This is a genomic window from Microbacterium sp. KKR3/1 (genome assembly GCF_021272365.1).
GTDB classification, from domain to species: domain Bacteria; phylum Actinomycetota; class Actinomycetes; order Actinomycetales; family Microbacteriaceae; genus Microbacterium; species Microbacterium aurugineum.
The window spans coordinates 2,378,108-2,403,651 of the sequence record NZ_JAJSDW010000001.1; the positions used below are offsets into that span (position 1 = coordinate 2,378,108).

Genomic DNA, 25,544 nt, shown 5'->3' on the forward strand with positions numbered 1-25,544 from the left:
ATACCATTTCGGTATACGCCCAGCAGCGTCAGTCCCCAGCTGACCGTGGGCGGGGCGGCTCAGCCGCCATGCGGAGGGAGAGTCGATCTTCTTTCGATCCCGAGGGGGGATGGGGTGGGAGTTCGGTCCCCAGCCGGCACCCACCCCCACACTCGGTTCTGCGTCAGATGATCCGGCTCACGATCCAGAACGCGATGAACCCGATCACGATGATGATCGGCACCCAGGTTCCGCCGCGCTTCAGACGACGCCCCTGCGGTGCGACGCCCGGCGGCGGTGTGAGCAGGCCCGCGGGTGGTGCGAAGGGGAGTGCGTGGTTCGGCGGAGCGGCGGATGCCGTGGCCCCCGGATTCTCCGCGATCAGCCGGTCATCACGCCACCGCGCCCACTGATCGAACTTGGTCAGCAGCGCGCCGACCACGCCGAACAGCCAGGCCCAGGTGGCGGGATCGAGGGTCGATACCTTCCGCTGCGTGTAGAGGAACAGCCAGTCGTCGACGATCTCGACGTCGAGCTGGGCGGCGTTGTCGATGAACCGCGCCATGATGTCGGGCGTGAACAGGTACAGGGCGTCGCGCTCGTACCCGGCGGGGCAGTACAGGGTGAAGTGCTGGTCGAAGTCGCCCTCGAGCGACAAGCGTTGCGCCTTCTGGAACGACGCGGGCAGGTTCGACCCGAAACCGTTGTTCCCCTTGGCGTCGAGGACGATGTTCGGCAGTGGCACGTCGAGCTTCACGGCGACGTAGCCCCAGCGGTAGGTCGTCGAGTTCTTCCCCGACTGCACCGTGTACTGGTAGTTGCCGAACTCGACGAAACGTGGCCGGGTGCCCCGGATCAGATCGGTCGACTGGCGCGCGCGGCCGAGACTGAAGATCATGCCGGGAAGAGGCGGATCGACGATCTTCGGCTCGTACGACATGCCGTTCGCCCGGGCGAAGCGATCGAGTCGGTACCGCGTCGCCTGGGCGTTGCGCACGCTCAGCCAGATCATGACCCCCACTGCCGCGAGCAGGAGCAGGATGAGCACCAGCGGGATGGCGGCGGTAGCGGGAGAGCCGCCGAAGGACGTGAGCGCCAGCACCACGCTCACGAAGATCGGGATCATCACGACCGCGGCGATCACCGCCACCGCGATGCCGATGACGGTGGACGCCGACATGCCCGCGGTCCGGCGGGAACGGAGCTCCGCGGCGAAAGCGCGCACCGATGCTGCGTCGACCGGCTCGGTGAGCGGCCGCGGGTCGAAGCTCAGCTGCGGCGAGGTCACCGGTTCACCGTGTCGGCATCCCACGTGAGCGCGGCACCCTCGGGGATCGGCAGGGCCTCCAGGCGTTCGTCCGCGCAGATCGCGTCGATCAAGGCGGACGAGCCGGCCACGATCGTCGAATCGAAGTCGACCTCGCTCACCAGGACCCACGAGCGGTCTTCCGGCCACAGCATGCTCGGACTCTGCGCCGACGGCAGGAACCCGTGCTCCTCGGCCACGTGATCGCGCCAGGGAACGTGCAGGATCCAGTCCGGGTCGGCGAAGGCGCTCGGGGCGACGGAGAACAGCACGTGGGCGCGGTCGGTCAGCTGAAGGCGTGGCCCCTCGGAGATCTCGCGAGACAGGATGCCCTCCTGCCACGTGGGTTTGCGGAAGACGTTGTTGAACGGGTCCTTCGTACTGCGATCGAGCATCGCCTGATGGTTCGGGTCATCCGAGAAGGTCAGGAACGCCCGAGAAGGCGACATGCCGACGAACCCGAGCAGGCCGCCTCGTCCCTCCCAGAGCGCTGCGACCCCGGCGTCAGGGGTCTGCGTGTGGTCGGCGAGATGTTCGGCGACGGCCGCCAGGAGATCCGGGTGGAGCTCCCCGTCGATCGGGGCCGAGAACTCGCGGCCGTCGGGGGCGATCCTGACGCCCCAGTCGCCATCCGCGGGCGTGCGCACGATCCGTTGCCACTGCGCGAGCGGATGCAGGACCGTGCCGAATGCGGCTGCCGTCTGCGCCCAGGTGACGGGCTCATCCACGAACCGGGCGACGAGGGCCTGATGCTCCGCCTCGGGCATCCGCACCAGTTCCTCGGCCGTCGGCACCGCGCGATCCGGCAGGGTCCGGGCGACGGCGGGATGCAGCACCCGGGCGTAGGCGGCATAGCCGCGGGGGACCACCCCGTGCATCGTCTCGTGACCTGCGTCGAGCCGCTCGCGCAGCCATGCCCCCGCCGAGGGATCGGAAATCCACTCCATGCCACCACGCTACCCGGGGGCGGTGCCTCCGAAGCTCGCACGGACGACTCGTGGCGGGATCCCCCATAATCGAGGGTGTGACTGCGACTGCAACCCTCCCCTCCCTCGACGGCCGCCGCTTCCGGATGATCTCGTCCACCACCTCGGCGGTCGATCCGGAATCCCCGAGCATCTTCGAGTACTTCGAGCGCGACGGCGCGATCTGGGGCGGGTACGAGGGTGACACGGTCACCTTCGGCAAGTTCGTGGGCACCCGCACCGGTGACACGATCTGGGTGTCGTTCGTGCACGTGCTCAAGGCCGACGGCACGGTCGTGACCGGAGACGGCGAGAGCGAGCTCGAGCTCACCGACGACGGTGGCATTCGTCTGGTCGAGCACTACGAGATGCACGGACTCCCGCAGCTGAGCGTGTGCGAGGAGATCGCAGCCTGACGTCGAGCCGGCCTCAGCGCGGCGGCAACGTGTCGCGTCCGGGTGAGGCCGGTGTCCAGCGCGTCATCCCGAGCGGGATCTCGGTGTCGCGCTCGGGCAGGTCTCCCGGCAGCAGATAGGGCCGGCGGATCACTTCGTCGAGCACCACGACGCTGACGACCGTTCGCACCTCGGGAAGCTGCGCGATCACCCCGGTCGAGAATTCGTGCACGCCGCTGACGTCGACCGCGCGGATCAGCAGCATGGCATCGTGCTCGCCGGTCGTGATGGCGCACCACTCCACATCGGGCATCTCGAGCACCCGCTCGCGGAACGACGCCCAGGCCTGGGGCATCACGGTGACGAACACCAGCGCTCCGATCGAGAGCCCCGCCTTCGCCTGATCGACCCGCGCCGTGAATCCCGTGATCACGCCGTCGTGCACCAGCGACTCGACCCGGGTGTAGGCGTTCGCGCGCGATATTCCGATCTTCTCGGCGAGCGCCGCGATCGAGACGCGACCGTTATCCCGGAGGACTTCGAGGATTCTGTATGCCGTCTCGTCCAAAGGGGCAGCACTTCGTCCAGAATGCTTCGAGTGTTCCGCATCCTTGCTGGACATATTGTTCCTCACGGTCGAGGTTCTGGACAGAGCGTGTCGAGGTGACCCACTCTTGCTGGACACATCGTCGCATATGATGCGAATCTGATCCACGGTCGTCCACATCGGTGGCGACTCACCCGAATGTACTCCTCGCCTCTGGAGGCCCTCATGTCGTCACGCCGTATCACGCCGGTCATCGCGCTCGGAGCCGTCGCGCTCCTCGCGCTCGCAGGATGCTCGGGAGGGAACTCCGCCAACAACGGCGACAACTCCTCCGGCTCCGACTCCCTCGTCATCGACACCGCGTTCTCGATCGAGACCACCGACCCGGGTCACACCTACGACCCGACCGGCAACATGATCGCGAAGGCACTGTACGAGACCCTCGTGGACTTCGAGGGCTCCGATGTCTCGACCCCCGTCCCCGGGCTCGCCTCGTGGGAGCAGAACGACGAGGCCACCGAGTTCACGTTCACGCTCGACGGCGACCGCGTCTTCTCCGACGGTTCGCCGATCGAGGCCAAGGACGTCGTCTTCTCGCTGCAGCGCATCCAGGGCATGGAAGACGCCAAGCCGAACTTCCTCCTCGGCGGCCTGACCATCACCGAGGTCGACGACAAGACGATCCGCTTCACCTCCGAGACCCCGCTGCTGCAGCTGCCCGCGATCCTCGCGAACCCCGCCCTGGGCATCGTCAACTCCGATGTCGTGCTCGAGAACGGCGGCGCCACCGATGGCACCGACTCGGCGCAGAAGTTCCTTGACGGCGCTTCCGCGGGCTCCGGCCCCTTCGTGCTCGACACGCTCGACCTCAGCTCGCAGGTCGTGCTGACCAAGAACGACGAGTACAACGGCGACGAGGCATCGGACTACAAGCGCGTGGTCGTGCGCAACGTCTCGGAGAGCGCCACCCAGCTCGCCAACCTCAAGGGCGGCGACTCGATGGTCGCGATGGACCTGAACGGCGACCAGGTGGCGGGTCTCGGCGACGGCATCACGGTCGACTCGGTCCCCTCCGGCCAGACGATCTTCCTGCTGCTGAACCAGTCCGAAGCGGTCGCCGGCGACCTGGCGAACGTCAAGATCGCCGAGGCCATCCGCTACGCACTCGACTACGACGCGCTGCTGGAGCTGGCCGGCGCCGGATCCGTGCAGGCGACCGGCGTCATCCCGCCCGGATTCGAGGGCGCGCTCGACAGCGGCGTGGAGCAGGACCTCGACAAGACCGCGGCCGCACTCGAAGAAGCCGGCTACACCGGCCAGACGCTGAAGCTGCAGTTCCCGAACGACTACCCGGTCGGCGGCGTGGAGTTCACCCCGCTCGCCGAGCGCATCCAGGCGCAGCTCAAGGACGCCGGCATCACGGTCGACCTGGCTCCCGCGCCGTTCGCGACCGAGCTCGACGCCTACGTCAACGGCACCGAGGGCTTCGGCCTCTGGTTCTGGGGCCCCGACTACGCGGACTCCGCGAACTTCCTGCCGTTCGGTCCGGGGCTTAAGGTCGGCCTGCGTGCCGGCTGGGCCGCAGAGGCCAACCCGGAGATCGCCGGGATCGCCGCCGGTGCCGCTGCCGCGACCGACGCCGACCAGCGCACGGCCGCCTTCACGGAGTTCGCCGAGGCCATGCAGGCCGAGGGGCCGTTCGTCCCGATGATCGTCCCCGGTCGCAACATCTCCTCCGCCGACAGCGTGAAGGGCGCCGTGTACAACTCCGTGTGGGAGATGGACATCGCCGAGATCACGCCGGCCGGCTGAGCGGACATCTCATGACGACAGTGGCGGTGCAGAGGCAGGCGCAGCGGCGTCGATCGCCTCTGGTCGGATACCTGCTGCGGCGGGCCGGCACCTCCCTGCTCCTGTTGGTGGGCGTGACGATCGTCACGTTCGCGCTCACCAACCTGGTGCCGGGGGACCCGGTCTCGGCTGCGCTCGGTGAGGGCGCGTCGCAGAACCCTGCGACGCGCGAAGCATTCATCAAGGAGCAGGGTCTCGACCAGCCACTGTTCGTGCAGTACTTCATCTACATGGGGAATCTGCTCCGCGGAGACCTCGGCACGTCGCTGGTGACCGGACGCCCGGTCACCAGCGACCTCGCCACCGCGGTGCCGGCGACCATCGAGATCGCGATCGGTGCGATCATCGTCAGTCTCGCTGTGAGCATCGTGCTCGGCACCCTCGCCGCCTACCGTCGTGGACTGGTCACCGACCAGGTCATCCGCGTGGTCACGCTGGTGGGCCTGAGTGTGCCGACGTTCTGGCTGGCGCTCGTCAGCTTCTACGTCTTCTTCCTGGAGCTGCGGATCGCTCCGGGCTCCGGGCGCATCTCGCCGTCGATCACCCCGCCGCCGCGCGTGACCGGGCTCTACACGGTCGACTATCTCCTGAACGGAGACGCGGTCGGGTTCTTCGACGCCCTCGCGCACCTCGCCCTCCCCGTCATGGTGCTCTCGCTCGTGACGATCGGCCTGCTGACCCGCTTCATCCGCACTTCGGTGCTCGAGGTACTGGGGAGCGACTACGTGCGCGCCGCCCGGGCCAAGGGGCTCCCGGCCATGCGCGTGATCGTCGGCTACGTCCTGCGGGGCGCCTCGCTGCCGATCCTCACGGTCGTGGGTGTCGCGTTCGGAGCCCTGCTCTCGGGCACGGTGCTCGTCGAGTCCGTGTTCGCCTGGCCCGGACTGGGTACCTACGCGTACAACTCGGCGGCGAACCTCGATCTGCCCGGCATCATGGGGGTCGGTCTCGTGGTCGGCATCATCTACCTCCTCATCAACTTCATCGTCGACATCCTCTACGGCGTGCTCGACCCGAGAGTGAGGATCGCATGAGCCGCATCGCCGCCGCCACCCCGGCCGGTCGCTTCCGCTTCCGCTGGCCCCGAGCCTGGCGCACCCCGCTCGGCATCATCGGCACCGTGATCGCGGGCGCCTGGGTCATCGTGGCCTTCACCGCCCAGTGGTGGGTGCCGTATCCGCCGAACGCGCAGGTGCTGCCCCGTCTGCAGGCGCCGGGGATCGACACGCTCCTCGGCACCGACGGCAACGGCCGCGACATCTTCTCCCGGCTGATGACGGGCGCGACGGTGAGCCTTCCGCTCGCGCTCATGCTCGTGATCGCCGCCATGATCATCGGCACGGTCATCGGCGCCGTCGCCGGGTACTTCGGCGGCTGGGTCGACGAGACCCTGATGCGCATCACCGATCTGTTCATGGCGTTCCCGACCGTGATCCTGGCCATGGTGGTCGCGGCTTCGCTCGGACCTTCCCTCTTCAACGCGGTGATCGCCGCGATCGTCGTGTCCTGGCCGCAGTACTCGCGTGTCACACGGAGCATCGTGCTGGGGCTGCGCGGGCAGAACTACGTGATCGCGGGCCGGCTCCTCGGACACTCGCCGGTGCGCACGCTGTTCGTCGACATCCTGCCGAACATCGCCGGCCCGATCCTGGTCCTCGCCACGCTCGACATCGGCGCGGCCATCCTCCTCCTCTCCGGACTCTCCTTCCTCGGTCTCGGTGCACAGCCGCCGACGGCGGAGTGGGGGTCGATGATCTCCGCAGCGATGCAGAACTTCGACGCCTGGTGGCTCGGGGTGTTCCCGGGCCTCGCGATCCTCACGGTCGTGCTGGCGTTCAACTTCCTCGGTGACGCGATGCGCGACGTGCTCGACCCGACCGCGGAGATCACGCACGAGAAGGCCGACGAGCACGCGGCATCGGCGACGGGGGCGACGGCATGAGCGCCCAGGGAGCCACGGTCCTGCGCATCCGCGACCTCACGATCGATATCGGCCGTCCGCTGGTGAAGGGCGTCTCGCTCGAACTCGAGGCGGGTCGTGTGCAGGGGCTCGCGGGGGAATCCGGATCCGGCAAGACCCTCACCTCGCTCGCCGTGCTGGGGCTGCTGCCGCGGCAGGCGCGCACCGGTGGATCGATCCTGCTCGGGGACGAAGAGCTCGTCGGCCTGCGTCGACGTGCGCTCAACCGCGTGCGGGGCAAGCGGATCGCCATGGTGTTCCAGGATCCGTCCGCCTCGCTGCATCCGCAGCTTCCGGTCGGCCGTCAGCTCACCGATCACATGCGTGTGCATCTCGGGCTCACGGGCGCCGCCGCACGGGCGCGGGCGGTGGAGCTGCTCGAGACCGTGCAGGTGCCGAATCCCGCCGAGGCGCTGAAACGCTATCCGCATCAGTTCTCCGGCGGTCAGCGCCAGCGCATCGCGATCGCGTGCGCCCTCGCGTGCGACCCCGAGGTGCTGCTGGCCGACGAGCCCACGACGGCCCTCGACGTCACGGTGCAGGCCGGCATCCTGAAGCTGCTGCGCGACCTCGCGGTCGAGCGGAACCTCGCGGTGCTGCTCGTGACGCATGACCTGGGCGTGATGAGCGCGATCGCCGACAGGGTCGCCGTCATGAAGGACGGGCGGATCGTCGAGCTCGCCGACCGGGAGACGCTCTTCCTCGATCCTCAACACGACTACACGCGCATGCTGCTCGCGGCCCTGCCGGGCTCGCGGGTCGACGAGGCACCGGAACAGGAGTCCGCAGATGAGTGAGGTCGCCGTCCTCGACGCGCAGGACGTGGTCGTGCGCTACCCGGGAAATCCGCCCGTCGTCGCCGTGAACGGCGTGTCGATCAGCGTGGCCGCGGGGGAGACCGTGGCTCTGGTCGGCGAGTCCGGAAGCGGGAAGTCGAGCCTCGCTCGCGCCGTCGTCGGCATCGAGAAGATCGCGGGCGGTGCCGTCCGTTTCCGCGATGTGCCCGTCGCACCGCTCGGCATCCGTCGTCGACCCACCGCGATGACCGGTATCCAGATGGTGTTCCAGGACCCGTCCACGTCGCTGAACCCCCGACGGCGTGTGGGCGACCAGATCGCGGACGGCATCGCGACGGCACGGGCCCGCGGCGAGGCCGGATCGACCGTCGACGAATGGCTCGACCGCGTCGGGCTGCCGACCGAGGTCAGCACGCGCTTCCCCCACCAGTTCTCGGGCGGGCAGAAGCAGCGCCTCGCGATCGCGCGGGCGTTGGCTGCGCGGCCGTCGCTCCTCGTGGCCGACGAGCCGATCTCCGCCCTCGACGCCTCGACGCAGACGAGTGTCGCCCGGCTCATGCGCGACCTGGTCGCGGAGTCGGGAGCGGGGATGCTGTTCATCTCGCACGATCTCGCGGTGGTGCGACGCATCGCCGACCGGACCCACGTGATGTTCGGTGGTCGGGTGCTGGAGTCTGGGCCGACGGCGCCACTGTGGGCCGCACCGCAGCATCCCTACACGCAGGCGCTGCTGGCGGCGATCCCGGAACCGGACGGGGCCGGCCGCATCCCCGCAGCGCCCTCGGTCGACGACCGCACCGTGTGGGCGGAAGTGCCGCCGGTCATGTACTGATCCTTTGAGGACGGGGTGGGGACGGGGCGGCCGAAACGGAGACGAACCGCGGGCGGGGCGGCGTGCCTCGCCCGGACACGCCGCTCCACGCGCGGATGCTCTCCGTTTTCGCACAGCGGCCGCCGTTCAGCAGCCCGGGGCGCAATCCGCTAGACTGTCCAGGTTGTCTGCCTTCCGGACTCCAATCGGGAATCCTGGGGCAGACACGTGCACACACCCTCCTGCTCCCGGGAAAGTCCCGAGAGCCGTTCTAGTCCGAAGGAGGTGGGTAAGTGACGCACCAGTACGAACTCATGGTCATTCTGACCCCCGAGATCGACGAGCGCCAGGTCGCCCCGACGCTCGACAAGTTCCTGAAGGTCATCACCAACGATGGTGGCTCTATCGAGAACGTCGACATCTGGGGCAAGCGCCGTCTCGCTTACGAGATCCAGAAGAAGAACGAGGGCATCTACGCCGTCGTCAACTTCACCGCGACCAGCGCCGCCACGCAGGAGCTCGACCGTCAGCTGAAGCTGAACGAGCAGATCATGCGCACCAAGGTCCTCCGCGCTGAAGAGGCTCAGGCGATGATCGCTTCCGAGGCCAAGCGCAGCGAAGAGAAGGCTGCTCGCAAGGCCGCCAAGGCTGCGAAGGCCTGACGTCCATGGCTGGCGAAACCGTCATCACCGTGGTGGGAAACCTCACGGCCGACCCCGAGCTGCGCTACACGCAGAACGGGCTGCCGGTGGCGAACTTCACCATCGCTTCGACGCCTCGGAACTTCGACCGCGCTGCGAATGAGTGGAAGGACGGCGATGCGCTGTTCCTCCGTGCATCCGTGTGGCGCGAGTTCGCCGAGCACGTGGCGGGCTCGCTGACGAAGGGCATGCGCGTCATCGCGCAGGGCCGTCTGCGTCAGCGCTCCTACCAGGACCGCGAGGGCAACCAGCGCACCGCGATCGAGCTGGAGGTCGACGAGATCGGCCCCTCGCTCCGGTACGCGACCGCTCAGGTCACGCGTGCCGCCTCGACCGGCGGTGCCGGTGGTGGCGGCGGCGGACAGTCTCGCCCCGCGCAGCAGCAGGTGTCGGAGGAGCCGTGGTCCACGCCCGGCTCGTCGACCAGCGCGGATGCCTGGAGCACTCCGGGCAGCTTCGGCGACGACACTCCGTTCTGAACAACTTCTGGATCCGGTCCGCAGGGCCGGCATCCGCTCATCACTAAGGAAAAACAATGGCTGGAAAGTCGAGCGGCGACCGCCGCAAGCCGCGGAAGGGCGCGAAGAACGCTGCTCCCGCGAAGTCCATCCGGGTCGGTGTCATCGATTACAAGGATGTCGCCACCCTTCGCAAGTTCGTCTCGGAGCGCGGCAAGATCCGCGCCCGTCGTATCACCGGTGTCTCGGTGCAGGAGCAGCGTCTGATCGCCACGGCGATCAAGAACGCGCGCGAAATGGCGCTCCTGCCCTACGCTGGCGCCGGCCGGTAAGGGGTATCGAGATGGCAAAGCTGATTCTCACGAATGAGGTCGCCGGGCTCGGTAGCGCCGGTGACGTGGTCGAGGTCAAGAACGGGTACGCCCGGAACTTCCTCATCCCGCAGGGTTTCGCCACGGCGTGGACCCGCGGTGGCGAAAAGCAGGTCGCATCGATCCAGGCCGCGCGTCAGGCACGCGCGATCCACGATCGTGACGACGCTGTCGCGCTGAAGAACGCTCTCGAGGGCACCAAGGTGCGCCTCACGGTCAAGGCCGGCAAGGAGGGTCGTCTCTTCGGCTCGGTCAAGACCGACCACGTCGCGGATGCTGTCGCAGCCGCCGGCCTGGGGTCGATCGACAAGCGCAAGGTGCACATCACCTCGCCGATCAAGTCGACCGGCGACCACGAGGCGACCGTGCGTCTGCACGAAGACGTCACTGCAGTCATCACGCTGCAGGTCATCGCCGCGAAGTAACGCTGTTCTCGAACGCCCCCTCTCCTTCGGGAGAGGGGGCGTTCGGCGTCTCCGGGGCGTGAGGGCACGGCCGCACGAGGACACGGACGTGATTCTGGATCCAGAATGCAGAGTTCGGTGCGATCATCCGATACTGTCGCTCCATGGTGCAATCAGGAAACGTCGCGTCGGCGAAGGATCGGGCCGACGCGCTGCAGAGACTCGCGCAGCGGCACGGAGCCGGATACCGCTCGGTGGGCGCGATGGCGTACGACATCATCCGCGATGCGATCCTCGACGGCACGCTTCCTCCCGGGATGAAGCTGCGGCAGGAGACGCTGGCTGAGTCGATCGGCATCTCGCGCCTGCCGATCCGATCCGCGCTGATCCAGCTGGAGGCGGACGGCCTCGTGATCTTCCACGCCCGCCGCGGGGCGATGGTGCGCGCGCTGTCGGTCGAGGAAGCCACCGAGGTGTACCACCTGCGCACCCTGCTCGAGAAGGAGGCGCTGCGGCTGGCGATGGCCGAGATGACTCCGGAACGGGTCGCAGCTCTGCGTGAGCTCGCCCGGACCGCCGACGACATCTCCGAAGGCGGGGAGTTCGTGGAGGCGCGCACCGAGTTCTACGCGACGCTCTACGACGCGCAGTCGCGTCCGCTGATGTGGGAGATGATCGAGCAGCTCCGTCTGAAGCTCGGCCGCTACGTGCTGGGCTGGCGTCTGGTCTCACCCGGCAGCCATGACCATTCGCACGGCGAGTTGATCGACGTGGTCGCCGCGGGCGATGCGGAGGAGGCACTGCGCGTGCTCGAGTCGCACCTGAACCACGTGCGCGACGGCGTGATCGCACTCCTGGACGCCGCCGCCACGGAGGCCGCAGCCGACGGATCCTGACACGCACAGTTCCGCGCCTCCTTCCGGGTACGCATGCATGATTCCCGCACGGATGCATGGCGGGATCGCCGGGCACGGTCATACAGGTGTCCCCGGGTCATGCAGGTGAGGCAGGGCCCGGGCTCAGGTGACGGTGCCGCGGCGCGCGAAACGGGGCTCGCGCCAGATCTCACTGTGCAGCACGTCCTCCAGGGCCTCCACGGCATCCCACACGTCGGTGTAGGACGTGTAGAGGGGGGTGAAGCCGAAGCGGATGAGGTCGGGAGCGCGGAAGTCACCGATCACGCCGCGCTCGATCAACGCCTGCATCACCGCGTAGCCGTCTTCATGGCGCAGGGAGACCTGGCTGCCACGGCGGGCGGATTCGCGAGGAGTGACCGGCTCGATGCCCCAGCGCGGGGTCAGGCGCGTGTCGACGAGGGACAGGAAGAGCTCGGTGAGGCGCAGGCTCTTCTCCCGCACGAGGGTCAGATCCACGTCGTCCCAGATGTCGAGACTCGCTTCGAGTCCGGCCACCGAAAGCAGCTGCGGGGTGCCGACGCGGAAGCGTTCGATCCCCGCGGCGGGGGCGTAGTCGACCGTGAAGTCGAACGGTCGTGCGTGGCCGTGCCAGCCGGTCAGAGCCGGCCGAGCGGTGTCGTGGTGTCGGGCGGCCGCCCAGATGAACGAGGGTGAGCCCGGTCCGCCGTTGAGGTATTTGTAGGTGCAGCCCACCGCGAAGTCCGCCTCCGCAGCGTTCAGGTCGATCGGCACGGCGCCGACACTGTGGCAGAGGTCCCAGATGACGAGCGCGCCCGCGGCGTGCACCGTGCGCGTGACCTCGGCGATGTCGTGCATCCGTCCGGTGCGATAGTCGACCTGGGTGAGCACGACGACCGCGACATGATCGTCGAGCACATCGTCGAGGGTGGGCCCGTCGTCGGCGATGAGCCGACGCTCCAGGGGCGTCCCGCCGCCGAGCAGCTCCTGCACGGCCTCGAGCATGTAGAGGTCGGTGGGGAAGTTCCCCCGCTCCGCGACGATCACGCGGCGACCGGGGCGGAGCCGGACCGCGGCGACCGCCGCTTGGAACAGACTCGCCGACGTGGAGTCGCCGAGCACGACCTCGCCGGCGTCGGCGCCGATCAGCGGTGCGATCCGGTCACCGACCGTGCGCGGCTTGGCGAACCATCCGGCCTCGTTCCAACTGCGGATGAGCCCCGTGCCCCACTCCTCGGTGATGACCTGCTCCAAGCGTGCCGCGGTGTGGCGGGGGAGCGCACCGAGCGAGTTCCCGTCGAGGTAGATCACATCGTCCGGCAGCACGAACCGTTCCCGCATCGGTGCGAGCGGGTCGGCGTCGTCGAGGGCCAGGCACGTGGCGCGGTCGATGGCGGGGCGGGTCGGGGTGATGCTCATGGAACAGTCCGTTCGAAGTCGATGCGGGGTCAGCGCCCCAGGAACCGCAGCGCGTTGTCGCGGCGGATGGCGCGCTTCTGCGCCTCGTCGAGGAAGTCGGCCCGGTCGACGACGCTGCCGACCGGACGCTCGCCCAGCGGGTACGGGTAGTCGCTGCCCACCATCACCTGACTCGTGCCGAGCGTCTCCACCAGCGCCCGCAACGCGATCGGGTCGAAGACGACGCTGTCGACGCTGAAGCGGTCGAGGTACGCCGACGGCGGCCGTTCGCTGACCCCGATGAGGTCAGGGCGCTGGAGCCACGCGTTCTCGAAGCGCCCGAGCCAGAACGCGAAGGAGCCTCCTCCGTGCGCGAACGCGAGACGGAGAGTCGGTGGTACACGATCGAAGACACCGCCCAGGATCATGGCGATGATCGACAGGTGCGTCTCGGCGGGCATGCCGGTGAGCCAGCGTGCCATCCATCGGTCGAGCCGCGGCGAACCCGGCATGTCCCACGGATGCACGAATACCGGGATGTCGTTGTCGGCGCAGTGCTGGAGGAACATCACCATGCCCTCGTCGTCGAGGTCGCGGTCACCCACGTGGTTGCCGATCTCGACGCCCGCGTGGCCGGACGCGAGCGCACGGTCGGCCTCGGCGCACGCGGCATCCGGATCCTGCAGCGGCACCTGGGCGAACGGGATCAGCCGCTCCGGTGCCGGGGCGCAGATCTCCAGAGCGAGATCGTTGAAGATGCGTGCGACCTTGACCGCTTCATCCCCCGACTTGTCGTAGGAGAAGAACAGCGGGGTAGGGGAGACGACCTGCATCTCGACGCCGTCGGCATCCATGTCGGCCAGGCGCACCGAGGCATCCCAGCAGTCGTCGCCGATGCGGCGGAACTCGGTCTCGCCGAGCATGATCATCGCGTCGCGTTCTGAGTCCACGCGAAGGGTCGGCCAGAGACCTGGCCCGACCTGTGTCGACAGGTCGGGCCAGGCGCTCGGCACGAAGTGCGTGTGGACGTCGATCGTGCCCAAGGGGCTTCAGCCCTTGCCGGGGTGGACGGTTCCGCACTGCGGGCAGGTGCGCCCCTCTTCGCTCTCGTAGAAGTCACGGAACACCGGCGGCAGGTCCTCGACGATGTCGCGCACCTGCAGCTCGACCTCGTGCACCTTGGCGTTGCAGTTCGGGCAGAACCAGGCGAACTTCTCGAGCGTGCCCTCTTCGCGGATGCGCTCGATCACGATGCCGATGGAACCCTCTTCGGGGCGCTGCGGAGAGTGGAAGACGTTGCCCGGCAGCAGCCACATCTCGCCCTCGCGGATGTCGATGCGCTGCAGACCTTCTGGCGTCTGGATGTTGACGTGCATGTTGCCGCGGTACTGGTAGAACCACTCCTCATAGGGATCGAAGTGGAAGTCCGTGCGCTGGTTGGGTCCGCCGACGACCTGCACGATGAAGTCGCCCATCGGTGTCCAGGCGGCCTTGTTGTTGACCGGTGGCTTCAGGAGATGCTCGTTCTCCTTGATCCATGCGGGGAAATCGATGACGGGTGGGATGGTGCTCATTTCTCCTCCTCGAGAGTGGCAGCGGTGATGGGGTCGGGCCGGCGCGCGATCGCCTGGATCTCGATGCGCAGGTGCGGATGGGGCAGGGCGTGCACGGCGACCGTGGTGCGGGCCGGGCCCTGCTCGTCGAAGTACTCGGCCCAGACGGCGTTGTACGCGGCGAAGTCGTTCATGTCGACGAGGAAGGTGGTCGCCTGGACCAGATCGCCGAGGTCGCACCCGGCGGCGGCGAGCACCGCGCGGATGTTCTCGATGACGGCGCGGGTCTGCACCGCGATGTCGAGACGCGTGGCGCCGAGCTCGTCGACCTCCGCACCGGCGATCGTGTTGTCGGGGCGCCGGCTCGACGTCCCGGAGACGAACACGAGGTCACCGGAGACCTTCGCGTGCGGAAAGCGCCCTCGGGGCGTCGCCTTGCCCTCGACGAGGATCCCTCGTGAATCGGTCATCGTGCTCCCTCCTCGGGCTCGTCGGATCCCTCATGCGTGCGGACGCCGACGCGCCCGAGTCCGGCGATGGACGCCTCGACGACGCCGCGGTCGGGCAGGAGGACGGCGGCGGTCGCGGCTCCGGCGAGCAGCACCATGCCGGCACGCAGTGCGAACCCGTACTGCGTGGCGAGTCGTGCGGCCGCGGCGACGGCGCGCGCCGGGTCGCCCAGGATGGCGGACGTCGAACCCGTAGCGCTGACCCGACCGTCGACCTCGAGCAGCACCGCTCTGTTGTCGAGGTCGCCGGCGCGGTCGAAGGGAGTCCAGGGGCCGGTCACGTACGCGGCGGCGGACGTGTTGTCGGCCACGACATCGGCGAGGCTGAAGCGGAAGTCCCGGTACCGCGAGTCGATGATCTCCAGGGCGGGAGCGACCGCAGCGATGAGGTCGGACAGCGGGCGTCCGGGGGCGGAGCCGTCGATGTCGGTCGCCAGGAGATACGCGACCTCGGGTTCGATGCGCGGGTGGATCGCGGATCGACGGTCGAAGACGGTGTCGTCGTCCAGGCGCATGGCATCGGTCAGAGTGCCGAGGATCACGTCGTGCACGCCCATCTGCTGGGCCTTCGCCTGACTCGTGAAGCCCAGCTTGAGGCCGGTGATGCGCTCGCCGCGCGCGAGGCGGCGGGCAATCAGCGCGTGCTGCGTGGCATAGGCGGTGTCGAGCCCGACCTCTTCCTCGGAGGAGAGCTGGTTGATCGAGGTCGCCGTGCGCTGAGCGGTGTCGAGCGCGGCGGCGAACACGGCGTCGGCGGTCATGCGGTCACCGCCGTCCGCGCGGAGACGAGGTCGAGAGCGACGTCCACGATCATGTCCTCCTGGCCGCCCACCATGCGGCGGCGGCCCAACTCCACGAGGATGTCGCGGGCGTCGAGGCCGTGCTTCTCGGCGGCGCGCTCGGCGTGCAGCAGGAAGCTCGAGTACACACCCGCATAGCCGAGGGTGAGGGTCTCGCGGTCGACGCGCACGGGACGGCGTTGCAGCGGACGCACGAGCTCCTCCGCGGCATCCTGCAGCGCGAACAGGTCGCAGCCGTGCTCCCAGCCGAGCAGATCGGCCACCGCGATGAACGCCTCGATCGGGCAGTTCCCCGCCCCCGCTCCCTGCCCTGCGAGCGAAGCATCGACCCGGTACACGCCGTGTTCGACGGCCGTGACGCTGTTGGCCACGCTCAGCGAGAGGTTCTCGTGGGCGTGGATGCCGATCTGCGTGCCGGGGTCGAGGACCTCGCGGTATACGTCGACGCGGTCGGCGACGTCGCGCATCGTGAGGCGCCCGCCGGAGTCGGTCACGTACACGCAGTGCGCGCCCGCGGACTCCATGATCTTCGCCTGCGCGGCGAGGCCGCGAGGGTCGTTGAGGTGGCTCATCATCAGGAACCCCGAGACGTCCATGCCGTGCTCGCGCGCCCAGGTGATGTGCTGGATGGCGACGTCGGCCTCGGTGCAGTGCGTCGCCACCCGCACGCTCCCGACACCGAGATCACGGGCGCGGGCGAGGTCGTCGATCGTGCCGATGCCGGGCAGGATCAGGGTGGTCAGGACGGCACGGTCGAGCACCCCGGCCGCCGCTTCGATCCACTGCCAGTCGGTGTGCGCGCCCTGTCCGTAGGCGACGCTCGACCCTCCGAGACCATCGCCGTGGGCGACCTCGATGGCGTCCACTCCCGCCGCTTCGAGAGCGCGGGCGATGCCCTGCACCTGATCGGTCGTGTAGCTGTGGCCGATCGCGTGCATGCCGTCGCGGAGGGTGACGTCCTGCACGTACACGCGGGGAGTGGTGGTCATGCGGGAACCCCTGTCCGTTCGGCGACGAGTCGCTCGGCCGTGCGCAGGGCGGCCGAGGTCATGATGTCGAGATTGCCCGCGTACTCCGGAAGATAGTGGCCGGCGCCCGCCACCTCCAGCAGGACGGTGACGCGGGTTCCTCGGAACGGACGGTCGAGAGCCGGCACGTACGCCTCGTCGACCGCATCGAACTGCACCTGTTGCTTGAGGCGATAGCCCCCGACATAGGCCTGCACGTCGGCGACCATGGCATCGACCGAGGCGCTCACGGCATCGCGATCCAGCGTGGCGGGGTCGCCCTCGACCAGGCAGAACACCGTGTCGCGCATGATGAGGGGCGGGTCGGCGGGGTTGAGCACGATGATGGCCTTGCCGCGCTCGGCGCCGCCGATCACCTCGAGCGCGCGGGCAGTGGTCTCGGTGAACTCGTCGATGTTGGCCCTGGTGCCGGGGCCGGCCGACTTCGAGGCGATCGAGGCCACGATCTCGGCGTAGGCCACCGGGGCGACGCGCGACACGGCGGCCACCATCGGCACCGTGGCCTGGCCGCCGCAGGTGACCATGTTCACGTTGGTCGCACCGAGGTGGGCGTCGAGGTTCACGACCGGTACGACGTACGGCCCGATGGCGGCGGGGGTCAGGTCGACCATGAGGCGTCCGGAGTTGCGCACGAGCGCGTCGTTGCGGGCATGGGCTCCCGCCGAAGTCGCGTCGAACACCAGCTCGACGTCGGCGAACTCCGGCATCGCGATGAGCCCGTCCACCCCGTCATGGGTGGTGGCGACACCGAGTCGACGTGCGCGGGCCAGGCCGTCCGAGCGCTCGTCGATGCCCGCCATCGCGACCACGTGGAGGGTCCTCGAGAGCCGCTTCACCTTAATGAGCAGATCGGTGCCGATGTTGCCCGAGCCGATGATGGCGATGCCGATGGTCATGCTGCAGCCCTTTCCGATACGGTGCCGAAGAAGTCTGCTCGGACGTCGCCGAGTCCTTCGAGGCGCGCGCGGAACACCCCGGCGGTCGCGTCGACCATCGGGCCGAGCGCGCCGGAGAGGATCACTTCGCCCGCGCGCAGCGGCTGTCCGCGCCGGGCGACCTCACGCGCGAGCCAGGCGACCGCGATGACAGGACTCCCGAGGCAGGCGGCACCGGATCCGGTCGAGACCGGGCGGCCTTCACGGTCGAGGGTCATGCCGAGCGTCGTGAGGTCGAACCCGTCGAGGCGCCGGGGCGTCGTACCGAGCACGACCGCCCCGCTCGACGCGTTGTCGGCGATGGTGTCGGTGATGCGGATGTCCCAGTCGGCCACGCGGGAGTCGACGACCTCGATAGCGGGCAGCACGAACTCCGTGGCCCGGATGACATCGGCGACGTGCGTCGTGGGGGAGTCCAGGTCGCGGCCGAGCACGAAGGCGACCTCGGCCTCGGCGCGCGGCTGCAGGAAGCGCGCGAGGTCGATCGGCTCGCGGTCGGCGAAGATCATGTCGTCGAGCAGCACGCCGTAGTCGGGGCTGTCGACGCCGAGCTGCGTCTGCACGGCGGGGGAGGTCAGCCCGATCTTGCGACCGACGAGGCGTCGTCCCTCCTGCAGTCGCCGGGCGATGCCGAACGACTGGACCGCGTACGCGGCATCCTGATCCGTCTCGCCGAGCAGGTCACGCACCGGCGCGCACGGCTGTCCGGACTCGGCGGCCCGCCGCAACCGCTCGTCGGCGGCGCGGACGGCGTCGACGTCGTGCTCGGTGCTCACAGCTGCACGCACACGTTCGTCGGCTCGGTGTAGAACTCGAGCGAGTGGTGGCCGCCCTCTCGGCCGATGCCGGAGAGCCCGACCCCGCCGAAGGGGCTGCGCAGGTCGCGCAGGTACCAGGTGTTGACCCACGACATGCCGGTGCGCATCTGCTGCGCGACGCGGTGTCCGCGGGTGAGGTCGGTCGTCCAGGTGACGGCGGCCAGTCCGTAGTCCGTGTCGTTCGCCAGCGCGATCGCTTCCTCCTCGGTGTCGAACGGGATGACGGCGGCGACCGGGCCGAACACCTCTTCGCGCACAGTGCGGTGGCTGTTGTCGAGGCCGGTCCACAGCGTCGGCTCGATCCACGATCCGCCATCGAGTCCATCGCCGAGCGTGGGGATGCCCCCGCCCGCGAGCACGGTCGCGCCCTCGGCGACGGCGAGGTCGAAGTACGACAGGACCTTGTCGCGGTGGGCCTGAGAGATGAGGGGGCCGGTGGTCGTGGCCGGCTGCTCCGGACGGCCCAGCCGCAGGCGGGCGGCGTGCTCGGCGAGTCCGGCTGCCACGTCGTCGAAGATCGCGCGCTGCACGTAGATGCGCTCGGTGCACAGGCACACCTGGCCGGTGTTGAGATACGTGGAGCGGGCGAGTCCGGCGACGGCCGAGTCGAGGTCGGCATCGGCGAACACGAGCGCGGCGTTCTTGCCGCCGAGCTCGAACGAGACGGGGCGCACGCGCGGCGCGACCGCCCGCATGATCGCGGAACCGGTGGACGATTCGCCGGTGAAGGTGACACCGTCGATGCCCGGATGCGTCGTGAGCGCTTCGCCGGCGGAGTCGGCGCCGAAACCGTGCACCACGTTCACGACGCCCGCGGGGACACCCGCCTCGGCGAGGATCTCGGCGAGGAGCGTCGCCGAGGAGGGCGTTTCCTCCGAGGGTTTGATGACGACGGTGTTCCCGGTGGCGAGAGCGGGTGCGAGCTTCCACGTGAGCAGGAGCAGCGGCAGGTTCCAGGGCACGATCACCGCGACGACGCCCAGCGGCTTGCGCACCGCGTAGTTCAGGGCGCGGCGGCCGTCGGGCAGCTCGGTGAGGAACGAGTCGAGCCCGGCGGTCGAGACCGTGTCGGCGAACGATCGGAAGTTCGCTGCGGCCCGGGCCACGTCGAGGTCGCGGGCCAGGGTCTCGGGCTTGCCGGTATCGCCCACTTCGGCCGAGACGAGTTCGTCGGCGCGGCGGTCGATGGCGTCGGCCACTCCGCGCAGCAGGCGGGCGCGCTCGGCGACGGTCATCCGCCCCCAGGGGCCGTCGAACGCGGCACGGGCGGCCGCCACCGCACGATCGACCTGTTCGGTGCCGGCCTCGTGCACCTCGGCGACGACCGAACCGTCGACCGGACTGATCTTGGTGAAGGTGGCGATTCCCTCCACGCGCTCGCCGGCGATCATGTTGTGGATCGCGCGGGGCGCCTGGCCCTGCTCCGTAGCACGGAGGGGAGGCGTCATCGTCTCGAAAGGCATGGGCTCAGGCTAGGAAGGTTCGAGGGATGCCGACAAATACTCTCTTGATGCACTGCCATGCCCGTACGGCTATAGTCCCGATCATGGTCACCGATCGACTGCTCGACGGACGGGTCAAGATCCGCCACCTCGTCCTCGTCACCGCCATCGCCGACGAGGGCACCCTGGTGCGCGCCGCCGAGTCGCTGCACATCACGCAGCCCGTGGTCACCCGAGGGCTCCGTGAGGTCGAGGAGGTGCTCGGCGTGCCCCTGTTCGAGCGGATGCCCCGGGGCGTGAAGCCGACCCCGTACGGAGACTCGTTCATCGAGCGCGCCCGGTCGGTGCTCGCCGAGCTGCGCGCCGCGGGCGAGGAGGTGCGGCTGCTGCAGTCCGGTCAGCTCGGCACCGTCACGGTCGGCACGCATCTCGCCGGATCGAACCTGCTGCTGCCGCGCGCCATCGCCGCGCTGAAGGTCGAGCATCCGCGGTTGACGGTGGTCGTGCGCGAAGGGACGCCCGACACCCTGCAGCAGCTTCTCCTCGCAGGTGACCTCGATCTCACGGTCGGGCGGCTCTCGCCGACGGTCCCGGTCCGTCTCGAGCAGGAGCGGCTGCATCAGGAGCCGATACGTCTGGTCGCTCGCGCGGGGCATCCCGTGCTCGGCGGGGTCAAGGCGAACTCGCTCGCCGAGCTGCTCGCGTACCCCTGGATCTTCCCGGTCGCTCAGACCGCGCTGCGCGCCGAGCTCGAAGCGGTGTTCTTCCATGAAGGGCTGCCGCTGCCGCCCGACCGGGTGGAGTGCACGTCGATGCTGACGTTGCGGACTCTGCTGATCTCGACCGATGTGATCGCGGCGCTGCCGATGTTCATCGCCGTCGACGACCGCGAGCTGCGGATCCTGCCCACCCCCCTGAGCTCGATCCGTCGATCGGTCGGAGTGACGCTGCCGAAGGATCGGGCACCGTCGCCGGCGGCGTCCGCGCTTCTGAGTCATCTGCGCGAAGAGGGCGCGCGGCTTGCCGAGTTCGAGCGCGAGTACGCCCTGACGGAGTCCCGACCGATCGGCTGATATGCCTGAATGGTCATAGCTCTGACCCGTATGGATATTGGACAGCATCGCTTCTCCAGGGTGAATCTGAGGAGGACGACACGACGTCGTGACGATCTCACCCGATTCAGCCAATGGAGGCGACATGGCCGGCTCTCCCTACGTGCCCGACGCGAAGAAGTACCGCCCGGAGGATTTCCGCCGGGTCGCGGGGGAACCGGCCGATCCCGACCCCTCGACCTGGGGTATGCAGCCGGACGGGACCTTTCTGCCGCCGGCGCACACGCCGTCCGTCCCGCGTGACGTGTTCGTCGACTGGCCCGGTCAGCTCGACTATCGCGATCCCGAGACGTACACGTTCAATGCGACCACCGAGGCGTTCTACCCGATCGTGGTGAACACGAGCCACTCCTGGCAGTGCATCTACGACTGGGATGGCCGACGCCTCATGCTGCACTACGGCGGTGGCAACCACTGGAAGCTGTACGACATCACCGACCCGCGCGACCTCACGATTGTCGACGAGGAGCAGTGGGGGTGGGATGATCCGCGTCCGCAGTTCGGCGCGACGACGGTGCAGTGGAACGAGAAGCTCGGGAAGCACATCGCCATCCAGGCGAGCGAGACCCCGCGGTACTTCCTCAAGGGGCGGGTCGCCAACAAGTGGATCGACGACACCGTCGAGGGTCAGTTGAAGGAGTGGGAGGGCCTGCGCGGCTTCCGCACCTGGGAGATGAACGGACCCAGCCCGAGGGAGTGGACGCTCCTGACCGAGGTCTCGACCGATCCGAACCACGGGCCGGACGAGATCCAGGAGGGCAACGGCGTCCTCGACCTGCCGGTCTACTACGGCGACAAGTACCTCTTCGTGGCGACCGCGCCCGACAACACGTTCACCAACCAGCCGTACAAGACCACGCTGTGGACGGCGGGGCATGCGGCCTACGACGTCTCCGACCCCTCGAAGCCCGAACTGCTCTCGACCTGGTGGGTGCCCGGATCCCGCGCCGGCGAGGAGGTGGACTCCGAGTACCTCGCCGACAACGACCGCTGGAACAACAAGACGAGCTGGTTCGGCTCTCGCATGGGCGTCTTCATGCCCCGCTCCGTGGAGTCGGGCTACCGCTACGCGTACGCCGCGCAGGGGGGTCAGGGCTTCTTCGTCCTCGACGTCTCCGATCCGACGAACATCCATCACGTCGGATGGTGCCCGCTGCCCACGAGCGTCGCCGGGACCGAAGGCGACAACGTCGACACCACCCAGGTCGAGGAGACCGGGTACGTGTACGTCTCGGGCTACCCGATGAACACCGACTGCTACGAGCCGGCCAAGGAGATCTACCAGATCGACGTGTCGGACCCGACGAACCCGCGGGTGGTGCGCACTCTGCCCCGCCCGACGCCGCCGGCAGAGGCCGCGTTCACCGACTGGGCACAGCGCCGCGGCTCGTTCGGCCCGAAGCGTTCGGGGTACTTCACGAACACCGGAACCCCGCACGGCGGAGTCGTCCCCTACGCGTTCTACGCCGCGGGGCTGCAGATCTTCGACGTGCGCGATCCCGAGAACCCGCAGGTCGGCGCCTACTTCGTGCCTCCGATGGGTCTGAAGGACGACGATGACCTCGCCGCCCCCGTGCACGGGATCTTCGTCGAGTGGGACCGGAACCTGATCTGGCTCTTCGCCAATCACGGCATCTACGCGGTCTCGACCCCGCTGCTGGGCGAGCCCGTCATCGGCATCCCCGCCGCCGACGGCTGACACCCGGCCCCCGGAACTTCGGCGTCCGCCCTGCACATAAGGGGCTTGCAGGGCGGACGCCGAATCCCCGCTCCCGTACCTTCCGCGACGATCCCTCCCGAAAGTGATCCATGACTCAGACAGTCAGGCCCTGGCCGGCCCTGTGGGCGCTGTGCATCGGCTTCTTCATGATCCTCGTCGACACGACGATCGTGGCGATCGCCAACCCGGTCATCCTCGCGGCCTTCGACGCGGACCTGACCACGGTCATCTGGGTGACCAGCGCCTACCTCCTCGCCTACGCCGTCCCGCTGCTGATCACCGGCAGGCTCGGCGATCGCTTCGGGCCCAAGCGCGTCTACCTCATCGGTCTCGTGGTGTTCACCCTCGCTTCGCTCGCGTGCGGTCTGGCCGACAGTATCGGCATGTTGATCGCGGCCAGGGCGGTGCAGGGTTTCGGTGCGGCGCTGATGACGCCGCAGACCATGGCGATCATCGCGCGGGTCTTCCCTCCGCGCGGACGCGGTCAGGCGATGGGTGCCTGGGGCGCGGTCGGGGGGCTCGCGACGCTCGTCGGTCCGATCCTCGGCGGCGTGCTCACCGACACGGTGGGCTGGGAGTGGATCTTCTTCGTGAACGTGCCCGTCGGGATCGTCGCGTTCCTCGTCGCCTGGCGTCTGGTGCCGAACCTGGAAGGACACCCGCATCGGTTCGACTGGCTCGGCGTCACGCTGTCCGGCGTCGGTCTCTTCCTTCTCGTGTTCGGCATCCAGGAGGGTGAGGTCTACGACTGGGGTGTGATCCTCGGACCGATCACGGTGTGGAGCCTGATCATCTCCGGGGTCGTACTGCTCGTGCTCTTCGTCGTCTGGCAGCGCGTCAACCGCGCCGAACCGCTCATGCCGCTCGCGCTGTTCCGTGACCGCAACTTCTCGGTCGCGAACGCCACGATCTTCCTGGTGGGGGTCGGCATCACGGCGATGCCGGTGCCGCTCGCCTTCTACTTCCAGGTCGGCCGGGGTCTCGACCCGACGCTGGCCGCACTCATGCTCGCGCCGATGGCCGTCGTCTCGGGGGTGCTCGGCCCGTTCGTCGGCAAGCTGAGCGACCGGGTCGGGCCGCGCTGGGTGACGTTCGCGGCTTTCGTCGTCTCGGCTGCGGCCATGGTCTGGTACGCGGCGACGATGACGCTCGATGCCCCGTTCTGGCTCCTGCTGCTTCCGTCCGCCCTGTTGGGGATCGGTGTCTCGGGGATGTTCGGACCTCTGGCGTCGACGGCCACCCGCAACCTTCCGCACACGCAGGCCGGAGCGGGATCGGGTGTGTACTCCACGACCAGGCAGATGGGCTCCGTGATCGGGTCGGCGTTGCTGGCCGTCCTGATGAACGCGACGCTCGCCCTGCATATCTCGGGCTTCGTGCCGGGGGCGATCCACCCCGGCAGCGACCTGTCGGCGGAGGACGGCAGCGGGCTGGCCACGGCCATGTCGCAGTCGCTGCTGTTGTCGGCCGTCGCTTTCGCGGTGTGCGCGATCGTCGTGGTGTTCTTCGAGAAGCCGCGGCCGTGGGGCGCGCCGGCAGCCCCGCAGACAGTGGAATCCGTCGTGAGAGAGGGACGATGATGGTGGCGATCGCAGTGGATCCAAAATCCAGAATGAAGAAGGACGAGAGGGTTCCGATGACCGCGAAATCCGGAGGCGGAAGACTCGTCGTCGACGCCCTCAAGAAGGACTACGAGCTCGACGGCGCCGCGGTTCCCGTGGTCAAGGACGTCACGTTCACGATCGAGCCCGGGATGTTCTACTCCCTCCTCGGCCCGTCGGGATGCGGCAAGACGACCACGCTTCGCTGTGTCGCCGGGCTCGAGCGGAGCAACGGCGGGGTCATCTCGCTCGACGGCGAGGTGCTCTCCACCGGCACCGCGCACGTGTCGCCCGACAAGCGCGACATCGGGATGGTGTTCCAGAACTACGCGATCTGGCCGCACATGACCGTGTTCGCCAATGCGATCTTCCCGCTCCAGGTGGCCGGCTCCCGTCTTCCCAAGCAGGAGGCGCGCAAGCGGGCGATGGAGTCACTCGAGCTCGTGCAGCTCGATCACCTCGCCCAGCGTCCGGCCACCGCACTGTCGGGCGGCCAGCAGCAGCGCCTCGCTCTCGCACGGGCGCTGGCCCACCGGCCGCGGTTGCTGCTGCTCGACGAGCCGCTGTCCAACCTCGACGCGAAGCTGCGCGACACCATGCGCAATGAGTTGCGCAGTCTGCAGCGCACCCTCGGGATCAGCGCGCTCTACGTCACACACGACCAGTCCGAGGCGCTGTCGATGTCGGACCGCGTCGCCGTCATGAACGGCGGGCGCATCGTGCAGGAGGCTTCCCCTCGGGAGCTCTACGATCAGCCGGCCGACCGCTTCGTGGCGGACTTCGTCGGTCGCGCGAACATGATCCCCGCCCTCGTGATCGATCGCGACGGCGCGGGTGACGCGGTGGTGGAGGCCTTCGGGACCCGGCTGCGCACGCCCGTGCCGGACGAGGTCTCGGCGGGCGACGAGGTCACGTTGACCTTCCGCCCCGAAACCGTGCGCTGGCACGAGACCGACGCCGACCGTCCCAACGTCGTTCCCGTCCGCATCGTGCGGGTGGAGTTCCTCGGCGAGATCGTCGAGTACGAGGCCGAAGTGCTCGCCGAGGGCGAGTCCGTCGGCACCATCGTCGGCCGCGGTGCACCGCTGGCGACACCCCCCGAGGGCGGCAGGGTCTTCCTCGAACTCGTCCCGCACGCCTGCCGCGTGCTGGCTGCATGACGCAACCCCGCACCACACCCGTAGATCACATTCCTGATGTCAGAGAGG

The 25,544-nt window shown here is 68.7% G+C and carries 27 protein-coding genes; 15 read left to right on the forward strand and 12 right to left on the reverse strand.

All coding sequences use genetic code 11. The annotated features are described in order from the left end of the window. Positions 1-163: 163 nt before the first annotated feature. Together LVJ59_RS11340 and LVJ59_RS11345 are read right to left on the reverse strand one after the other, a co-directional pair. Positions 164-1,267: a DUF3137 domain-containing protein gene (locus tag LVJ59_RS11340; RefSeq protein ID WP_232763085.1), complete on the reverse strand. Its 1,104-nt coding sequence runs from the start codon at positions 1,265-1,267 to the stop codon at positions 164-166. Next, positions 1,264-2,232, reverse strand: coding sequence for a hypothetical protein (locus LVJ59_RS11345; protein WP_232763086.1), 969 nt, complete (start codon positions 2,230-2,232; stop codon positions 1,264-1,266). The genes LVJ59_RS11340 and LVJ59_RS11345 overlap by 4 nt, the downstream gene beginning before the upstream one ends. 77 nt (positions 2,233-2,309) lie before the next feature. Here LVJ59_RS11345 and LVJ59_RS11350 point away from each other — a divergent pair, with 77 nt between their 5' ends. Continuing rightward, positions 2,310-2,666: a hypothetical protein gene (locus LVJ59_RS11350; protein WP_226533924.1), complete on the forward strand. Its 357-nt coding sequence runs from the start codon at positions 2,310-2,312 to the stop codon at positions 2,664-2,666. Positions 2,667-2,679: 13 nt separating this feature from the next. Here LVJ59_RS11350 and LVJ59_RS11355 read toward each other — a convergent pair whose 3' ends face one another. Further along, positions 2,680-3,213, reverse strand: a complete 534-nt coding sequence (locus LVJ59_RS11355; protein ID WP_047523975.1) for an Lrp/AsnC family transcriptional regulator — start codon at positions 3,211-3,213, stop codon at positions 2,680-2,682. A gap of 204 nt (positions 3,214-3,417) precedes the next feature. On the opposite strand from LVJ59_RS11355, the gene LVJ59_RS11360 reads away from it, so the two are divergent. From LVJ59_RS11360 to LVJ59_RS11405, 10 genes are all read left to right on the forward strand, one after another. Continuing rightward, entirely contained in the window at positions 3,418-5,004 is a 1,587-nt protein-coding gene (locus LVJ59_RS11360; protein ID WP_232763087.1) for an ABC transporter substrate-binding protein, read from the forward strand. Between the two features lie 11 nt (positions 5,005-5,015). Then, a complete protein-coding gene (locus LVJ59_RS11365) occupies positions 5,016-6,077 on the forward strand; it encodes an ABC transporter permease (RefSeq protein WP_153243187.1) in 1,062 nt (353 codons plus the stop codon). After that, a complete protein-coding gene (locus LVJ59_RS11370; protein WP_232763088.1) occupies positions 6,074-6,985 on the forward strand; it encodes an ABC transporter permease in 912 nt (303 codons plus the stop codon). Before LVJ59_RS11365 ends, LVJ59_RS11370 begins: the two co-directional genes overlap by 4 nt. Next, the gene (locus LVJ59_RS11375) at positions 6,982-7,800 is read left to right on the forward strand and encodes an ABC transporter ATP-binding protein (protein WP_153243186.1); all 819 of its coding nucleotides are present in this window, start codon (positions 6,982-6,984) and stop codon (positions 7,798-7,800) included. The genes LVJ59_RS11370 and LVJ59_RS11375 overlap by 4 nt, the downstream gene beginning before the upstream one ends. Beyond that, positions 7,793-8,632, forward strand: a complete 840-nt coding sequence (locus tag LVJ59_RS11380) for an ABC transporter ATP-binding protein (protein ID WP_232763089.1) — start codon at positions 7,793-7,795, stop codon at positions 8,630-8,632. Before LVJ59_RS11375 ends, LVJ59_RS11380 begins: the two co-directional genes overlap by 8 nt. A gap of 272 nt (positions 8,633-8,904) precedes the next feature. Then, positions 8,905-9,273, forward strand: a complete 369-nt coding sequence (rpsF, locus tag LVJ59_RS11385; protein ID WP_047523969.1) for a 30S ribosomal protein S6 — start codon at positions 8,905-8,907, stop codon at positions 9,271-9,273. A gap of 5 nt (positions 9,274-9,278) precedes the next feature. Next, the gene (locus LVJ59_RS11390; RefSeq protein WP_045262453.1) at positions 9,279-9,791 is read left to right on the forward strand and encodes a single-stranded DNA-binding protein; all 513 of its coding nucleotides are present in this window, start codon (positions 9,279-9,281) and stop codon (positions 9,789-9,791) included. A gap of 56 nt (positions 9,792-9,847) precedes the next feature. Beyond that, positions 9,848-10,102 carry a 30S ribosomal protein S18 gene (gene rpsR / locus LVJ59_RS11395; RefSeq protein WP_017203799.1) on the forward strand — a complete coding sequence of 85 codons (255 nt, stop codon included), beginning with the start codon at positions 9,848-9,850 and terminating at the stop codon, positions 10,100-10,102. Positions 10,103-10,113: 11 nt separating this feature from the next. Beyond that, positions 10,114-10,566: a 50S ribosomal protein L9 gene (gene rplI, locus LVJ59_RS11400; protein ID WP_047523968.1), complete on the forward strand. Its 453-nt coding sequence runs from the start codon at positions 10,114-10,116 to the stop codon at positions 10,564-10,566. Positions 10,567-10,709: 143 nt separating this feature from the next. Beyond that, positions 10,710-11,441 (forward strand): GntR family transcriptional regulator, encoded by a 732-nt coding sequence (locus tag LVJ59_RS11405; protein WP_052193777.1) that lies wholly within the window; start codon positions 10,710-10,712, stop codon positions 11,439-11,441. Between the two features lie 123 nt (positions 11,442-11,564). Here LVJ59_RS11405 and kynU read toward each other — a convergent pair whose 3' ends face one another. From kynU to LVJ59_RS11450, 9 genes are read right to left on the reverse strand one after another with little or no spacing between them, the layout of a single operon-like run. Then, complete coding sequence (gene kynU / locus LVJ59_RS11410) at positions 11,565-12,839, reverse strand: kynureninase (RefSeq protein ID WP_232763090.1); 1,275 nt, start codon at positions 12,837-12,839, stop codon at positions 11,565-11,567. Positions 12,840-12,868: 29 nt separating this feature from the next. Then, positions 12,869-13,861 (reverse strand): amidohydrolase family protein, encoded by a 993-nt coding sequence (locus tag LVJ59_RS11415; RefSeq protein WP_248569975.1) that lies wholly within the window; start codon positions 13,859-13,861, stop codon positions 12,869-12,871. Positions 13,862-13,867: 6 nt separating this feature from the next. After that, positions 13,868-14,392, reverse strand: a complete 525-nt coding sequence (locus LVJ59_RS11420; protein ID WP_232763091.1) for a 3-hydroxyanthranilate 3,4-dioxygenase — start codon at positions 14,390-14,392, stop codon at positions 13,868-13,870. Beyond that, entirely contained in the window at positions 14,389-14,841 is a 453-nt protein-coding gene (locus LVJ59_RS11425; protein ID WP_047523964.1) for a RidA family protein, read from the reverse strand. Before LVJ59_RS11425 ends, LVJ59_RS11420 begins: the two co-directional genes overlap by 4 nt. Further along, positions 14,838-15,641 carry a 2-keto-4-pentenoate hydratase gene (locus LVJ59_RS11430; protein WP_232763092.1) on the reverse strand — a complete coding sequence of 268 codons (804 nt, stop codon included), beginning with the start codon at positions 15,639-15,641 and terminating at the stop codon, positions 14,838-14,840. The genes LVJ59_RS11425 and LVJ59_RS11430 overlap by 4 nt, the downstream gene beginning before the upstream one ends. Beyond that, positions 15,638-16,669 carry a 4-hydroxy-2-oxovalerate aldolase gene (dmpG, locus tag LVJ59_RS11435; RefSeq protein WP_232763093.1) on the reverse strand — a complete coding sequence of 344 codons (1,032 nt, stop codon included), beginning with the start codon at positions 16,667-16,669 and terminating at the stop codon, positions 15,638-15,640. Before dmpG ends, LVJ59_RS11430 begins: the two co-directional genes overlap by 4 nt. Beyond that, complete coding sequence (locus LVJ59_RS11440; RefSeq protein WP_232763094.1) at positions 16,666-17,604, reverse strand: acetaldehyde dehydrogenase (acetylating); 939 nt, start codon at positions 17,602-17,604, stop codon at positions 16,666-16,668. Before LVJ59_RS11440 ends, dmpG begins: the two co-directional genes overlap by 4 nt. After that, positions 17,601-18,419, reverse strand: a complete 819-nt coding sequence (locus LVJ59_RS11445) for a fumarylacetoacetate hydrolase family protein (RefSeq protein WP_308191509.1) — start codon at positions 18,417-18,419, stop codon at positions 17,601-17,603. Before LVJ59_RS11445 ends, LVJ59_RS11440 begins: the two co-directional genes overlap by 4 nt. After that, positions 18,416-19,924 carry a 2-hydroxymuconic semialdehyde dehydrogenase gene (locus tag LVJ59_RS11450; protein WP_232763095.1) on the reverse strand — a complete coding sequence of 503 codons (1,509 nt, stop codon included), beginning with the start codon at positions 19,922-19,924 and terminating at the stop codon, positions 18,416-18,418. The genes LVJ59_RS11445 and LVJ59_RS11450 overlap by 4 nt, the downstream gene beginning before the upstream one ends. A gap of 83 nt (positions 19,925-20,007) precedes the next feature. Here LVJ59_RS11450 and LVJ59_RS11455 point away from each other — a divergent pair, with 83 nt between their 5' ends. The 4 genes from LVJ59_RS11455 to LVJ59_RS11470 all read left to right on the forward strand — a co-directional run bounded on the left by LVJ59_RS11455 (position 20,008) and on the right by LVJ59_RS11470 (position 25,496). Next, positions 20,008-20,976 (forward strand): LysR substrate-binding domain-containing protein, encoded by a 969-nt coding sequence (locus LVJ59_RS11455; protein ID WP_131491712.1) that lies wholly within the window; start codon positions 20,008-20,010, stop codon positions 20,974-20,976. A 124-nt stretch (positions 20,977-21,100) separates the two neighbouring features. Next, positions 21,101-22,714, forward strand: a complete 1,614-nt coding sequence (locus LVJ59_RS11460) for a hypothetical protein (RefSeq protein ID WP_232763096.1) — start codon at positions 21,101-21,103, stop codon at positions 22,712-22,714. Between the two features lie 110 nt (positions 22,715-22,824). Then, the gene (locus LVJ59_RS11465; protein WP_232763097.1) at positions 22,825-24,315 is read left to right on the forward strand and encodes a DHA2 family efflux MFS transporter permease subunit; all 1,491 of its coding nucleotides are present in this window, start codon (positions 22,825-22,827) and stop codon (positions 24,313-24,315) included. 56 nt (positions 24,316-24,371) lie between these two features. After that, positions 24,372-25,496, forward strand: coding sequence for an ABC transporter ATP-binding protein (locus LVJ59_RS11470; protein WP_165875405.1), 1,125 nt, complete (start codon positions 24,372-24,374; stop codon positions 25,494-25,496). Positions 25,497-25,544 lie beyond the last annotated feature (48 nt).

Excerpts from the sequence above, each read along its gene's own strand:
- dmpG (WP_232763093.1), bottom strand. The coding sequence starts at position 16,669 with ATGACCACCACTCCCCGCGTGTACGTGCAGGACGTCACCCTCCGCGAC.
- LVJ59_RS11345 (WP_232763086.1), bottom strand. The coding sequence starts at position 2,232 with ATGGAGTGGATTTCCGATCCCTCGGCGGGGGCATGGCTGCGCGAGCGG.
- kynU (WP_232763090.1), bottom strand. The coding sequence starts at position 12,839 with ATGAGCATCACCCCGACCCGCCCCGCCATCGACCGCGCCACGTGCCTG.
- LVJ59_RS11375 (WP_153243186.1), top strand. The coding sequence starts at position 6,982 with ATGAGCGCCCAGGGAGCCACGGTCCTGCGCATCCGCGACCTCACGATC.
- LVJ59_RS11460 (WP_232763096.1), top strand. The coding sequence starts at position 21,101 with ATGGCCGGCTCTCCCTACGTGCCCGACGCGAAGAAGTACCGCCCGGAG.
- rpsR (WP_017203799.1), top strand. The coding sequence starts at position 9,848 with ATGGCTGGAAAGTCGAGCGGCGACCGCCGCAAGCCGCGGAAGGGCGCG.
- LVJ59_RS11380 (WP_232763089.1), top strand. The coding sequence starts at position 7,793 with ATGAGTGAGGTCGCCGTCCTCGACGCGCAGGACGTGGTCGTGCGCTAC.
- LVJ59_RS11430 (WP_232763092.1), bottom strand. The coding sequence starts at position 15,641 with ATGACCGCCGACGCCGTGTTCGCCGCCGCGCTCGACACCGCTCAGCGC.
- LVJ59_RS11450 (WP_232763095.1), bottom strand. The coding sequence starts at position 19,924 with ATGCCTTTCGAGACGATGACGCCTCCCCTCCGTGCTACGGAGCAGGGC.
- LVJ59_RS11370 (WP_232763088.1), top strand. The coding sequence starts at position 6,074 with ATGAGCCGCATCGCCGCCGCCACCCCGGCCGGTCGCTTCCGCTTCCGC.
- LVJ59_RS11365 (WP_153243187.1), top strand. The coding sequence starts at position 5,016 with ATGACGACAGTGGCGGTGCAGAGGCAGGCGCAGCGGCGTCGATCGCCT.
- LVJ59_RS11405 (WP_052193777.1), top strand. The coding sequence starts at position 10,710 with ATGGTGCAATCAGGAAACGTCGCGTCGGCGAAGGATCGGGCCGACGCG.
- LVJ59_RS11420 (WP_232763091.1), bottom strand. The coding sequence starts at position 14,392 with ATGAGCACCATCCCACCCGTCATCGATTTCCCCGCATGGATCAAGGAG.
- LVJ59_RS11470 (WP_165875405.1), top strand. The coding sequence starts at position 24,372 with ATGACCGCGAAATCCGGAGGCGGAAGACTCGTCGTCGACGCCCTCAAG.
- LVJ59_RS11425 (WP_047523964.1), bottom strand. The coding sequence starts at position 14,841 with ATGACCGATTCACGAGGGATCCTCGTCGAGGGCAAGGCGACGCCCCGA.
- LVJ59_RS11455 (WP_131491712.1), top strand. The coding sequence starts at position 20,008 with ATGGTCACCGATCGACTGCTCGACGGACGGGTCAAGATCCGCCACCTC.
- LVJ59_RS11465 (WP_232763097.1), top strand. The coding sequence starts at position 22,825 with ATGACTCAGACAGTCAGGCCCTGGCCGGCCCTGTGGGCGCTGTGCATC.
- rplI (WP_047523968.1), top strand. The coding sequence starts at position 10,114 with ATGGCAAAGCTGATTCTCACGAATGAGGTCGCCGGGCTCGGTAGCGCC.
- LVJ59_RS11440 (WP_232763094.1), bottom strand. The coding sequence starts at position 17,604 with ATGACCATCGGCATCGCCATCATCGGCTCGGGCAACATCGGCACCGAT.
- LVJ59_RS11360 (WP_232763087.1), top strand. The coding sequence starts at position 3,418 with ATGTCGTCACGCCGTATCACGCCGGTCATCGCGCTCGGAGCCGTCGCG.
- LVJ59_RS11390 (WP_045262453.1), top strand. The coding sequence starts at position 9,279 with ATGGCTGGCGAAACCGTCATCACCGTGGTGGGAAACCTCACGGCCGAC.